Genomic DNA, 12,110 nt, shown 5'->3' with positions numbered 1-12,110 from the left:
AACAGCAAGAAGGACAACACACACTAGAAAGGTCCCCGTCCTGGAGCACAAGCTCCGGGACGGGGACCTAATCTTTTGCGGGGACTGTTCCCTAGACGTAGGGCTGGACCCTAGACGTAGGGCTGGACTAGGGAGCTGTAGCGCTCCTTGAGAGTCTCAAGAGTGAGGTGACCGTCGGCATCCCAAATCTCCTGATTGAAGATCTCCACTTCAATGTCACCGGTATATCCGGCGTCGCGAACCCAGCTGCTGATGGTGGCGAAGTCAATCACACTATCGCCCATCATTCCGCGAGACAACAACGCGTCCGCAGCAATTGGAAGGTTGAAGTCGCAGATTTGATAAGAAGCGATCCGGTTTTGACGCCCGGCGCGTTCGATTTGCGCCTTGAGCTCTGGATCCCACCAGACGTGGAAGGTGTCCACCGCAACGCCCACTGCCGAAGCATCGTACGGTGCGGCCAGATCCAAGGACTGTCCCAAGGTGGAGATGAGCGCCCGGTCCGCCGCGTACATCGGGTGCAGCGGTTCTAGAACCAGCCGGACGCCGTGCTCGACGGCGAAAGGAACCAGCTCCTCGAGGCGGTGAGCTACGCGCTGGCGTGCCGCTACCACATCCTTCTCGGCGGGAGCGAGCCCTCCCACCACCAAAAACAATTCCGTAGTACCCAGCGCCACTGCTTCCAAGATGGCTGCACGGTTGTCTTCAAGAGCAGCCTTTTGCCCTTCGGGGTCAATAGCGGTCAGGAAACCGCCGCGGCACAGCGAGGAAACGCGCAGTCCTGCATCTTTGATGAGCGCAGCAGCCTTGTCCAGACCTACCTCGGCAACGCGATCACGCCAAGGCCCAATAGCGGGGATTCCCGCCTGGACGCAACCGTTAATGGCTTCCTCCAGGCTCCACTTTTTGGTGGTAGCCGTGTTTAGCGAGAGTCGTGAGAAATCCGCGCTCATGCTCCCGCCCCATTAACCAGCAGGAAGCTGGACATCCGTTGAGCGGCTAAATCAGGATCGGCCAAAAGACCTGCTTGATCAGCGAGTTCAAAGGTTTTGACCAAGTGCAGAACCGATCGGCCAGACTGCAAGCCTCCCACCATCTGGAATCCAGCTTGTTTTCCATTAAGCCAGGACATAAACGCGATCCCCGTCTTGTAGTAGAAGGTGGGGGCGCTGAAAATGTGCTTTCCAAGCTCACGAGTGGAGTCCAAGATGGTGCGTGCCTGGGTTCCTTCGCCGGCGTCGTACTTTTGCAAGGCGACTGACGCGGCCGGGTAGATCGCCGCGAAAATGCCAAGCAAAGCGTCCGAATGGTGGTTCTTGTCACCGTCGATCAGTTCGGGGTAGTTGAAGTCGTCGCCCGTGTAGAGGCGAACGTTTTCAGGCAACTTGGCCCGGAGTGCAACCTCGTGATCGGCATCAAGAAGAGAAACCTTAACCCCGTCCACCTTCTGAGAATGGTCGCGGATCAAACTCAGGAACGTTTCCGTAGCCACTGAAACGTCATCCGAACCCCAGTATCCCGCCAGTGCCGGGTCAAACATGGTGCCAAGCCAGTGCAGGATGACTGGCTGCTCCACTTCCTGCAGCAGTGTGGAGTAAACGTACAGATAATCCTCGGCCCCGCTTGCTACCTTCGCGAGCGCACGTGAGGCCATGAGGATGACTTTTCCACCAGCCTCAGTCACAGTGGCTATTTGTTCGCGGTAGGCGTTGATGACAGCTTCAAGTCCAGCTGCGCCGGTGGCGAGTGCAGCAATGTCCAATTGGTCAGTGCCGGCGCCGCAGGCAATGAGATCCCTGACGGTTTTTCCGGCTGTGGCCGGATTGCCGCTGGCCACTACGGCAGCGGCCTCAGCGCCGGAACGCCTGATCAGCTCCTGGGTGGCTACCCAGTCCAAACCCATACCGCGCTGTGCGGTGTCCATTGCGTCAGCCACACCTAGGCCGTAGGACCACAGCTCATGCCGGTAAGCCAGTGTGCTATCCCAATCCAACTGTGCAGGGGCACCGGGAGTATTGTCCGCCGTAATACGGGGGATAACGTGGGCTGCGGCGTAGGCCCGGCGTGCAGTTAGAGGGGAGGTTGGTTTGTTCCACACGGTGGCGGGCTGCAAGCTGTACTCGTGGATGCCGCCGTCGTTATTTGGAAGAATTAGGGAGCTCATTAGAGGGTGATCTCCGGGATATCGATGGTGCGGCGCTCCTCGGAGGACTGGAGGCCGAGTTCGGCCAGCTGGACTCCGCGGGCGGCTGAAAGCAAGCCAAAACGGTGTTCGCGTCCGGCCACAACATCGCGCAAGAATTCTTCCCATTGGAGCTTGAAGCCGTTGTCCAGATCGGCGTTAGCCGGGACTTCTTGCCATTGGCTGCGGAAGGATTCCGTGACGGGCAAGTCAGGATTCCATACCGGCTTGGGTGTGTGCGCGCGCTGCTGAGCCACACATTTGTTCAAGCCCGCCACGGCGGAACCGTGGGTGCCATCGACTTGGAACTCCACTAGTTCGTCACGGTAAACACGGACGGCCCAGGAAGAGTTGATTTGGCCGATGACCGGGTCGCCGCCGGGTGTTTCGAGTTCAAAGATGCCGTATGAGGCGTCGTCAGCCGTTGCCTTATATTCTTTGCCAGCTTCATCCCAGCGCGTGGGGATGTGGGTGGCAGTCTTGGCGTTGACGCTCTTGACCTGCCCAATGATGCCCTCAAGCACGTAGTTCCAGTGGCAGAACATGTCGGTTGTCATTCCACCGCCGTCCTCCTTGCGGTAGTTCCAGGAGGGGCGCTGTGCAGTTTGGACGTCGCCTTCAAAGACCCAGTATCCGAATTCTCCGCGGATGGAGAGGATACGGCCAAAGAAGCCCTCGTCTACCAACCGGCGCAGTTTTACCAGGCCCGGGAGGTAAAGCTTGTCGTGAACAACGCCAGCGGTGACGCCAGCGTCTTTGCCGATCTGGGCAAGTTCGATTGCTTCTTCGAGGGTCTCGGCAGTGGGCTTTTCGGTAAAGATGTGTTTACCGGCGCGCATAGCCTTCTTCAGCGTGGCTGCACGCAGACTGGTCATGGACGCGTCAAAAACAACGTCCACGGTGGGGTCATTAATTACGGCATCTAGGTCAGTGGACCATTCGCCCACTTTGTGAAGTTCAGCAAGCTCGCGGACCTTGGCTTCATTGCGGCCAACCAGAATGGGTTCGATCTGAACCTTGGTGCCGTCTTCAAGGGTGAATCCGCCAGCATCCCGGATGGGGAGGATGGACCGCAGTAAGTGTTGACGGTAACCCATCCGGCCAGTAATGCCATTCATGGCAATTCGGATTGTTCGTTGTTCGGCACCCATGGTGTCCTCCATCGTCGTTGACTAGAGATTGTGGAAAGCGCTTTCCGCTTGTGACTATTGTGCAGTGTGGCGCGGGCGATGGCAAGCGTTGACGTGCAAGCGCCGGAAATTCCCCTAGCATGGGAGCATTCAGTGACCAGGAACCGGTCACTGTGTACAAAAACTTACGTGCAAACTATGGAGGTCTTGTGGCAGCCAGTACCCTGGCCGACGTCGCTAAGCTGGCCGGTGTTTCACTAGCCACTGCTTCCCGTGTGCTTAATGGTTCAACGCGTACCCCAGGTGCCGCCGTCACCAAGCGGGTTCAAGGCGCAGCCCTTGAACTTGGATATGTAGCCAACGCTCAGGCGCAGTCTTTGGCGCGATCTAGCACGGGTCTGATTGGCCTAGTGGTTCACGACATCGCTGACCCATACTTTTCTACCTTGGCTCGCGGCGTTCAAAAGCAGGCAAAAAGCGCTGGAAAAATGGTTTTGTTGGCCAGCACCGATGGCAGCCCGTCAGATGAACGCGAGGCAGTTGCTGCTTTTGCGGCCCGGCGGGCTGAGGCCATTGTTATTGCTGGTTCACGTTCGCATTTGCCTGGCGCCGAAAAAGACAACAGCTTGCTTGCTGCAGAAATTGAGCGCTACTGCAACTATGGCGGCTCGGTGTCGATGGTAGGTGCGGCCCTGCCTGCGCTGCTGGACGTTGCCGGAGTGCGCGTGTTGAAAGTCCCCAATGTTGAACAGGCGTATGCCCTGGGTCAGGCTTTACTCGGTCTTGGCTATAAAAGATTCCTGGTTGTTGCTGGTCCGGATGGTCTTGTGACCTCGGACGTGCGGCTAGCGGGTTTTCAAAGCGCGCTGGCTGATGCTGGCCGCGCCGCGGCAGAAGTTGTTCGTGTTGAATTCTCCCGAGCGGGCGGGTATGCGGCGGGGCTGAGCATTGCGGCGCAGTTGGGTGAGCGTTCCGCCGCCGAGGCGATTTCTGAGAAGTGCATTTTTGCTGTTAATGACGTGATGGCCATGGGGGTCATTGCAGGGCTTTTGGAGCGCGGACTGCAAGTGCCCCATCACATTGGTGTGGCCGGGTTTGACGATGTTGAGACCCTGCGTGACTTTAGGCCCAGCTTGACCACTGCACAATTGCCGGTAGAAGAAATAGGTTTGCGCGCTTCCGCATTGGCACTGGGGATGGACGACGACGATCCACTCGCCGATGTGGTGGGCCGGGTTATGTTGCGAGGTAGTACCAGGGGAGTGGATTCTGCTCACGTTGGCTGAGGCCGATTGTAGCGAGCTGCGCCCACTTAAAGCTAGCTGCGTAAGGTGCTCTGCCTGATAACCAGTTCCGGAGTGAAAACCACCTGACTGTGTACGTGGGGTGAATCGGCGTTTATCTCGTCAAAAAGGAGCTGTGCGGCGCGTTCGCCAATCAAGTGCCGGGGCTGGTGGATGGAGCTCAGGGGGATGCTGGATTGGGAGGCGAAGTCGATGTCGTCGAACCCGATGATGGCCACGTCGTTGGGCACCTTCAGGCCGTTGGCTGTGAAGGACTGCAGGAGCCCCAGTGCCAGTTGATCGTTAGCTGCAAAAAGCGAGTCTGGACGTTTGGATGGTTGCATCCTTGCTATCTGATCACCAATTTGGCGGCCGCGCTCAAAATTCAGATCACGCGTTTCAAAAAGCTGCAGCGGCACACCTGCGGCAGCGGCGGCGTCCGTGGCGCCACGGTAACGGTCTTGGACCTGTTTCAAGGTGAAGGGTCCGCCTACAAAGGCCGGGCGCACCGAGCCGGTTTCTATAAGGTGCTGCATGGCGCTGTGGCCACCGGCAACGTCATCAACGGAAACTGAACAGAAATCGCCGGTGCCAGCCAGCCGGTCAACCAGAACCGATGGAATTCCCCGCGCACGCATGGTTTCTAGACGTTCAAGAACCTCGCCCAACGGTGTCACAAGGATGCCTTGGACGCGTTGTTGTTCAAAGAGATCTAGGTACGCCAACTCTCGTGCTGCATCTTCTGCTGTGTTAGCCAGGATGAGGGAGTGTTTGCGCTCTTCAGCTACGTTCTCAGCGCCAAGAGCAACGTCAGTGAAGAAGGGGTTTCTGATGTCCAGTACCAGCATGCCTAAGCTCCTGGTAGATCCGGACCGGAGTGAGCGAGCGGATTCGTTGCGGATGAATCCCAATTGCTCGATGGCCGCTAGCACTAGGTCCCGCTTGTTTTGTGAAACTTGATCCGGCCGGTTCAACACATTGGAGACGGTGCCAACCGAAACTCCTGCCAGTGCAGCGACGTCCTTCAGTTTGGCACCGGCCCCGCTGGACATCTGGCAACTCCATTCCTGAATCGACTCAACTAGCTGCCCCCATGCTACGTGCTGCACTTCGGCACCAGAATTTCCCAACTGTTGACACGCCGCGCCCAAACACCATAACGTGTGATGTGGTTTACATTTGAATCGATTCATTCAGTCTGTTTTCAGGAGATTTTCGCATGAGGGTGTGCTTTCGCTCGTCGATCCAGCCACGTCAGATCGAGGAGTACAAAAGACGCCATGCTGCTGTCTGGCCAGAGATGCTCAGAGAGTTGAAGGCGGCCGGGTGGAACAACTATTCGCTGTTTTTAGCAGATGACGGCTTGTTGGTGGGCTATGTGGAATGCGATGACTTTGACGCCGTCCGGGCGCGTATGGCTTTAACCGAGGTCAATGCCCGCTGGCAGGCCGAAATGGCACTCCTCTTTCAAGACGATAAACAAGCCCCGGATCAGGGCTTTGTTCAGCTGGAAGAAATTTTCAATCTTGACGATCAACTGTCCGCGGCCAATGACGCCCCGGGCAGCAACTAAACGCAAAGGGAAAAACAATGACTACCATCCCATCGGCCTGGAGCCGCCTCGGGGAACTTGCTATTGAGGTCCCTTCGTGGGCTTATGGAAATTCGGGGACTAGGTTCAAGGTTTTTGGAACTGCTGGGACTCCCCGTACGGTTCAGGAGAAAATCGCTGATGCCGCTAAGGTTCACGAGCTCACGGGTTTGGCGCCTACGGTTGCGTTGCACATCCCGTGGGACAAGGTGGATGATTATTCGGCTCTGAAGGATTACGCGGCCGGTCTTGGTGTTGGTTTGGGTACTATCAACTCCAACACTTTCCAGGATGATGAGTACAAGTTTGGTTCTTTGACCTCCTCGAATGAGTCGGTTCGCCGCCGTGCCATTGATCACCACCTCGAGTGCTTGGAGATCATGCACGCCACGGGCTCGCGTGATCTGAAGATTTGGCTTGCGGACGGTACTAACTACCCGGGCCAGGATGACATGCGTGGCCGGCAGGATCGTCTGGCCGAATCCTTGCAGGAGATTTACGCCGGCCTGGGTGCGGAGCAGCGCCTGGTGCTGGAGTACAAGTTCTTCGAGCCGGCTTTCTACCACACCGATGTTCCGGACTGGGGGACTTCTTATGCCCAGACGCTTGCTCTGGGGGAGAAGGCGTTTGTTTGCTTGGACACTGGTCATCACGCTCCGGGCACGAATATCGAATTCATCGTGATGCAGTTGCTGCGGTTGGGCAAACTGGGTTCGTTCGATTTCAACTCACGCTTCTACGCGGATGATGACTTGATTGTGGGCGCGGCTGATCCGTTCCAGTTGTTCCGGATTATGCATGAGGTGATCCGTGGTGGCGGTTTTGGGGCGGAGTCCGGTGTGGCGCTGATGTTGGACCAGTGCCACAACTTGGAGGAAAAGATTCCGGGTCAGATTCGCTCGGTGCTCAACGTTCAGGAAATGACGGCTCGTGCACTGTTGATAGATACCGCGGCGTTGGAAGATGCTCAGAAGAGCGGGGACGTGTTGGCCGCCAACGGCATCTTCAACGATGCCTTCTACACGGACGTACGGCCCATGCTGGCGCGGTGGCGTGAAGAGCGGGGACTGCCTGCGGACCCGATGGCCGCGTACAAGGCCAGTGGTTACCAAAAGAAAATTAACGAGGACCGCGCAGGCGGCCAGCAAGCTGGATGGGGTGCCTAAGAGCTATGACTGAGAACAAGGCTGTTCAAGAACTGATTTCCCGTTCCAACCGGCTCGGTGCGGACAAACGCAATACCAACTTTGCCGGTGGTAACACCTCGGCCAAAGGCACCGAGAAAGATCCGGTGACTGGAGAAGACGTGGAGTTGATGTGGGTCAAGGGCTCCGGCGGTGACCTCGGCACGTTGAAGGCTGAGAACCTCGCGGTCCTGCGCCTAGACCGGTTGAAGGCACTGAAGTCCGTTTACCCTGGTGTGGAGCGTGAGGACGAGATGGTGGCGGCGTTTGACTACTGCCTTCACGGTAAAGGTGGCGCCGCGCCTTCCATTGATACGGCGATGCACGGGCTGGTTGACGCGGCTCACGTAGATCACTTGCACCCGGATTCTGGCATTGCAATCGCTACAGCTGTGGACGGCGAAGCGCTCACGGCCAAGATCTTTGGCGAGAAAGTGGTGTGGGTGCCGTGGCGTCGCCCCGGTTTCCAGCTGGGCGTAGATATTGCGGCGATCAAGGAAGCAAACCCCCAGGCCATCGGTACTATTTTGGGTGGTCATGGCATCACAGCGTGGGGCGCCACTAGCGATGAGGCCGAAGCCAATTCGCTGTGGATCATTGATCAGGCTGAGAAGTTCATCAAGGAGAACGGTAAAGAGGAGCCTTTTGGAGCTAAGCTTCCGGGCTTTGGTGCGCTTCCTGAGGCTGAACGCCGGGCCAAGGCCGCCGCTTTGGCGCCGGTCATCCGGGGCCTCGCGTCCACTGACAAGCCGCAGCTGGGCCATTTTAGTGATGATGCTGCTGTTCTAGAGTTCCTCGAGGCCGCTGAGCACCCGCGGCTCGGGGCCCTGGGCACTTCCTGCCCGGACCACTTCCTGCGCACCAAGGTCAAGCCCTTGATTGTGGACCTGCCTGCGGATGCGCCGGTAGAGGATGTGGTGAGCCGGCTTAAGGAGCTTCACGCGGCGTACCGTGACGATTACCAGGGGTACTACGACCGCCACGCTACCGCCGATAGCCCGGCGTTGCGTGGCGCGGATCCGGCCATTGTGCTGGTCCCAGGCGTGGGTATGTTCTCCTTCGGCGCGAACAAGCAGACCGCCCGGGTGGCGGGGGAGTTCTACCTGAACGCTATCAATGTGATGCGTGGTGCGGAGGCCATTTCTACGTATGCGCCCATTGAGGAATCGGAGAAGTTCCGCATTGAGTACTGGGCCCTTGAAGAGGCCAAGTTGGCTCGGATGCCTCAGCCGAAGTCTCACGCGAGCCGTATCGCTTTGGTGACCGGTGCGGCGTCGGGTATTGGTAAGGCGATCGCCACCCGTTTAGCGTCCGACGGCGCGTGCGTAGTGATCGCGGACCTGAACCTTGAGAACGCACAGGCCGTCGCTGCGGAATTGGGCGGCGCGGACGTGGCCATCGGTGTCCAAGCCGACGTCACTGACGAGGCACAGATCAACACCGCTATCCAGGCGGCAGTTCTGGCTTTCGGTGGCCTGGACCTGGTGGTCAACAACGCAGGGTTGTCCATCTCCAAGCCGCTTTTGGAGACCACGGAAAAGGATTGGGACCTGCAGCACAACGTCATGGCTAAGGGTTCATTCCTGGTGTCCAAGGCTGCCGCGAAGGTCATGATTGATCAGGAAATGGGCGGGGACATCGTCTACATCTCCTCGAAGAACTCCGTCTTTGCCGGGCCCAACAACATTGCCTACTCCGCCACCAAGGCTGATCAGGCCCACCAGGTTCGCCTGCTCGCAGCCGAACTGGGTGAGCACGGCATCCGCGTCAACGGCATCAACCCCGACGGCGTGGTCCGCGGCTCCGGAATCTTCGCCGGCGGCTGGGGTGCCAAGCGCGCGGCCGTATATGGCGTGGACGAGCAGGATCTTGGCAAGTACTACGCCCAGCGCACACTGCTCAAGCGCGAAGTGCTCCCAGAAAACGTGGCCAACGCGGCAGCGGTTCTGACCGGGAGCGAACTCTCCCACACCACGGGCCTGCACATTCCGGTAGACGCCGGTGTGGCAGCAGCCTTCCTACGATGAGCACAGTGCTACCCAGCGATGTCGACGGCGGCCTGTTCGCCGCCGTCGACATCGGCGCTTCCTCAGGCCGGGTGATTCTGGGCCGTGTCGCTGGTACTGCCGGTGTCGCTGGTACTGCCGTTGGGGGAAGGGTGGAGCTGGAGACAGTTCATCGTTTCCCTAACGGCGTCAAAGAGCTGGGCGGCGGCCTGCGCTGGGACTTTGAGGCCTTGTTCAATGAGGTGTTCACCGGGCTTGCGGCTGCGCAGCGCACTGCCCAGGCGAGCGGTGAAGTTATTGCAAGCGTGGGGATCGATACGTGGGCTGTTGATTACGGGTTGGTCAACGAGCCCGGTGATTTGCTCGGGCCCCCGTTTAGTTACCGTGATGACCGCAGCCGTGATGCGGTGGCCGGGGTTCACCAGAAACTGGATCCGTCCCGGCTCTACGCCACCACCGGGCTGCAGTTTCTGCCGTTCAACACCATCTACCAGCTGGCCACGGAGACCGATTTGGGAGGACTGCAGGCACTGCTTATCCCGGATTTGATCGGCTTTTTGCTGACCGGCCAGCGCCGCACCGAGGCCACCAACGCCTCCACCACCGGGCTCTTCGACGCAGTGGCCGGGGAGTGGGCTACGGAGTTGTTTGATTCTTTGGGTTTGCCCGCGGGTTTGTTCCCGCCGCTCATCCAGCCCGGCGAGATCCTGGGTACCCTCACCAAGGACATCGCGGCACGCACGGGCCTGCCCATAACCACCAAGGTGGTAGCGGTGGGTTCACACGACACCGCCTCTGCGGTGGCTGCCGTTCCCGCCCAAGTGCGCAGCACTCAGGGGAGTTTCGCGTACGTCTCCTCGGGCACATGGTCCCTGGTCGGCGTCGAACTCTCACATCCGGTCCTGACTGAGGCCAGCCGGGCAGCGAACTTCACCAACGAACGCGGCGTGGATGGAACCATCAGATACTTGCGTAACGTTGGTGGGCTCTGGTTACTCAGCGAGTGCCAGCGGACGTGGGCGGCCCAGGGGTCCACCACAACGCTTGAGGAGTTATTGGAAGCTGCCGCGCAGCTACCTGCTGGTGGGCCATTGGTGGACGCCGATGACGCGCTCTTTATTGCCCCTGACAACATGCCCCAGCGGATTCGAGCCGCCGTGCGCACTGCTGGCGGCGAGCTTCCTGAGTCTCACCCGCACATTGTTCGATGCATTCTGGACAGCTTGGCCGCGGGGTATGCCCGGACCATCCTCGATGCCGAACGACTCGCCGATGTACGGGTGGGTGTGGTTCATATTGTTGGCGGCGGTTCGCAGAATGCGTTGTTGTGTCAACTCACCGCCCAGGCCACGGGAAAACGCGTCATTGCCGGACCGGTCGAGGCCACAGCACTGGGAAATGTCCTAGTTCAGGCCCGCGCAGCTGGTGCGCTTTCTGGAGGACTAAGCCAACTGCGAGCCATAGTTCAAAACTCAGAAACCACGGCGGAATACATGCCTAGCGTTACTGTTTAGGACCGGCACGGCTCCGCGTTCGGGCGGTGTTCAGCACCGCCCGAACACTAGTGTTGGCCCTGCTACCTGACTTCTGCGGGTACCTCGTCTGTGTGGATCGGCATCGGCCCAATTGGCTGCGGGATTGTTTTGTTGGAGTGCATTTCAGGTTGCGTGGAGTGGACTTCCGGGCCACGTAGTGCCCAGGCGCCGCAGCCTTGGCTGACGGCGCACAACGCGCCTGCCGCTGTAGCATCGATGGTGGCAACTGCCGGACTTTTTATGACGCTTTGGGCCATGATGTTGCGTCTTTCCAGTCAGAGCGTCATCGTGAAATCTTGCGGCGCGCCATCAGCTGGCTTACCGCGACTTCAAAATCGGCGTAAGCAAAAACCGACGGCGCATGGTCACCTATGCGCCTAGCGTGCGGCCCGGGGTCATAGCCTTTTCACCGGTGTTGGCGTTCTCCCCGGCATCGACGCCATCGTAATAGGTGTAGTCGAGTTTGAGCCGTCGAGGCCGGGACTCCGGCAGGTTCTTTGCTTCCATAAATTCGTCTACGCGTTCTTTGCGGGAGCGAAGGACTAGCTCGGTTCCGGTCCCTGATTCCGCAACGGCTTGGTTTCGGTTGGATTTGATGCGAGCCGAGACGGCCGCGGTGAAGCCGTGGATGAAGCTCACCCGCATTCGACGTTTCTCGGTTTCAGAGAGGTACTGCCAAACGACTCCGCCATCTTCCTGCAGTTCTTTGCGTTTGCTAGCCCAAAATGTTCGCAAGGCGACCATGGCTTGCAGCTCGAGGCTGGCAACGAGTGTGAGAGCTTGGTTCACGTCTGATTCGAAGCCCACAATCATGAGGCCTTCTTGGCGGGTTCTTTTGTAGCTGCGCCGGAATGCGTTGAGGGAGCCTAAGGACCGCACCACGCTTGAGCCCATCATGTGCAGGTCCAGGGCGTAGGTGCCGGAGAAGATGATTTCTTTCTCGATGATTTGCTCGTGCGCGTTGCCTTCTTTGGCACGACGTTCGTCAATGAGCGCCTGCTCAATGCCGTAGCGAATCATCAGTCGCTCAGCGTGCTCGGTGAGGGCTTCAGCTTCTTCAGGGGTGGTGCTCTCGGCTTTGGCTAGTAGCTGGGCGATGAGTTCCAGCTTCTTCTCTATCTTGCTCATAACCACCATGTCTGCCGAAGGGACGGTATCGATGTTCGTCGGAACCACCATAGACGCGTTCGCCTGAGTTC

General features: G+C 58.7%; 10 protein-coding genes. 5 read left to right on the top strand and 5 right to left on the bottom strand.

Annotation, left to right across the window (positions count from 1 at the left end):
• Positions 1-110 precede the first annotated feature (110 nt).
• From ACQR35_RS12945 to ACQR35_RS12935, 3 genes are read right to left on the bottom strand one after another with little or no spacing between them, the layout of a single operon-like run.
• Positions 111-953, bottom strand: a complete 843-nt coding sequence (locus ACQR35_RS12945; RefSeq protein ID WP_430270281.1) for a sugar phosphate isomerase/epimerase family protein — start codon at positions 951-953, stop codon at positions 111-113.
• Positions 950-2,164, bottom strand: coding sequence for a dihydrodipicolinate synthase family protein (locus tag ACQR35_RS12940; protein ID WP_430270280.1), 1,215 nt, complete (start codon positions 2,162-2,164; stop codon positions 950-952). The genes ACQR35_RS12945 and ACQR35_RS12940 overlap by 4 nt, the downstream gene beginning before the upstream one ends.
• Complete coding sequence (locus tag ACQR35_RS12935; RefSeq protein ID WP_430268790.1) at positions 2,164-3,333, bottom strand: Gfo/Idh/MocA family protein; 1,170 nt, start codon at positions 3,331-3,333, stop codon at positions 2,164-2,166. Before ACQR35_RS12935 ends, ACQR35_RS12940 begins: the two co-directional genes overlap by 1 nt.
• Before the next feature lie 188 nt (positions 3,334-3,521).
• On the opposite strand from ACQR35_RS12935, the gene ACQR35_RS12930 reads away from it, so the two are divergent.
• Positions 3,522-4,598 carry a LacI family DNA-binding transcriptional regulator gene (locus ACQR35_RS12930; protein ID WP_430270279.1) on the top strand — a complete coding sequence of 359 codons (1,077 nt, stop codon included), beginning with the start codon at positions 3,522-3,524 and terminating at the stop codon, positions 4,596-4,598.
• 32 nt (positions 4,599-4,630) lie between these two features.
• Here the strand turns inward: ACQR35_RS12930 and ACQR35_RS12925 are convergent, their stop codons facing one another.
• Positions 4,631-5,647 carry a LacI family DNA-binding transcriptional regulator gene (locus ACQR35_RS12925; protein WP_430270278.1) on the bottom strand — a complete coding sequence of 339 codons (1,017 nt, stop codon included), beginning with the start codon at positions 5,645-5,647 and terminating at the stop codon, positions 4,631-4,633.
• Between the two features lie 167 nt (positions 5,648-5,814).
• Here ACQR35_RS12925 and ACQR35_RS12920 point away from each other — a divergent pair, with 167 nt between their 5' ends.
• From ACQR35_RS12920 to ACQR35_RS12905, 4 genes are read left to right on the top strand one after another with little or no spacing between them, the layout of a single operon-like run.
• Entirely contained in the window at positions 5,815-6,168 is a 354-nt protein-coding gene (locus ACQR35_RS12920) for an L-rhamnose mutarotase (RefSeq protein ID WP_430270277.1), read from the top strand.
• 17 nt (positions 6,169-6,185) lie between these two features.
• Positions 6,186-7,352 (top strand): L-rhamnose isomerase, encoded by a 1,167-nt coding sequence (gene rhaI / locus ACQR35_RS12915; protein ID WP_430270276.1) that lies wholly within the window; start codon positions 6,186-6,188, stop codon positions 7,350-7,352.
• 5 nt (positions 7,353-7,357) lie between these two features.
• Positions 7,358-9,397 carry a bifunctional aldolase/short-chain dehydrogenase gene (locus ACQR35_RS12910; RefSeq protein ID WP_430270275.1) on the top strand — a complete coding sequence of 680 codons (2,040 nt, stop codon included), beginning with the start codon at positions 7,358-7,360 and terminating at the stop codon, positions 9,395-9,397.
• On the top strand, positions 9,394-10,890 hold the full coding sequence (locus ACQR35_RS12905; RefSeq protein WP_430270274.1) for a rhamnulokinase: 1,497 nt from the start codon (positions 9,394-9,396) through the stop codon (positions 10,888-10,890). Before ACQR35_RS12910 ends, ACQR35_RS12905 begins: the two co-directional genes overlap by 4 nt.
• A gap of 390 nt (positions 10,891-11,280) precedes the next feature.
• Here the strand turns inward: ACQR35_RS12905 and ACQR35_RS12900 are convergent, their stop codons facing one another.
• Positions 11,281-12,090 carry a DUF2786 domain-containing protein gene (locus tag ACQR35_RS12900; protein WP_430270273.1) on the bottom strand — a complete coding sequence of 270 codons (810 nt, stop codon included), beginning with the start codon at positions 12,088-12,090 and terminating at the stop codon, positions 11,281-11,283.
• Positions 12,091-12,110: the final 20 nt, after the last annotated feature.

It is taken from the genome of Pseudarthrobacter sp. J1738, assembly GCF_050490315.1.
Taxonomy (GTDB): Bacteria; Actinomycetota; Actinomycetes; order Actinomycetales; family Micrococcaceae; genus JBNPEO01.
The sequence above is the reverse complement of the archived record's forward strand: the minus strand, read 5'-3'. Positions and strand labels throughout refer to the sequence as shown.

Coding starts and splice junctions, on each gene's coding strand:
- rhaI (WP_430270276.1), top strand. CDS start 6,186: ATGACTACCATCCCATCGGCCTGGAGCCGCCTCGGGGAACTTGCTATT.
- ACQR35_RS12935 (WP_430268790.1), bottom strand. CDS start 3,333: ATGGGTGCCGAACAACGAACAATCCGAATTGCCATGAATGGCATTACT.
- ACQR35_RS12940 (WP_430270280.1), bottom strand. CDS start 2,164: ATGAGCTCCCTAATTCTTCCAAATAACGACGGCGGCATCCACGAGTAC.
- ACQR35_RS12900 (WP_430270273.1), bottom strand. CDS start 12,090: ATGGTGGTTCCGACGAACATCGATACCGTCCCTTCGGCAGACATGGTG.
- ACQR35_RS12945 (WP_430270281.1), bottom strand. CDS start 953: ATGAGCGCGGATTTCTCACGACTCTCGCTAAACACGGCTACCACCAAA.
- ACQR35_RS12920 (WP_430270277.1), top strand. CDS start 5,815: ATGAGGGTGTGCTTTCGCTCGTCGATCCAGCCACGTCAGATCGAGGAG.
- ACQR35_RS12905 (WP_430270274.1), top strand. CDS start 9,394: ATGAGCACAGTGCTACCCAGCGATGTCGACGGCGGCCTGTTCGCCGCC.
- ACQR35_RS12910 (WP_430270275.1), top strand. CDS start 7,358: ATGACTGAGAACAAGGCTGTTCAAGAACTGATTTCCCGTTCCAACCGG.
- ACQR35_RS12925 (WP_430270278.1), bottom strand. CDS start 5,647: ATGTCCAGCGGGGCCGGTGCCAAACTGAAGGACGTCGCTGCACTGGCA.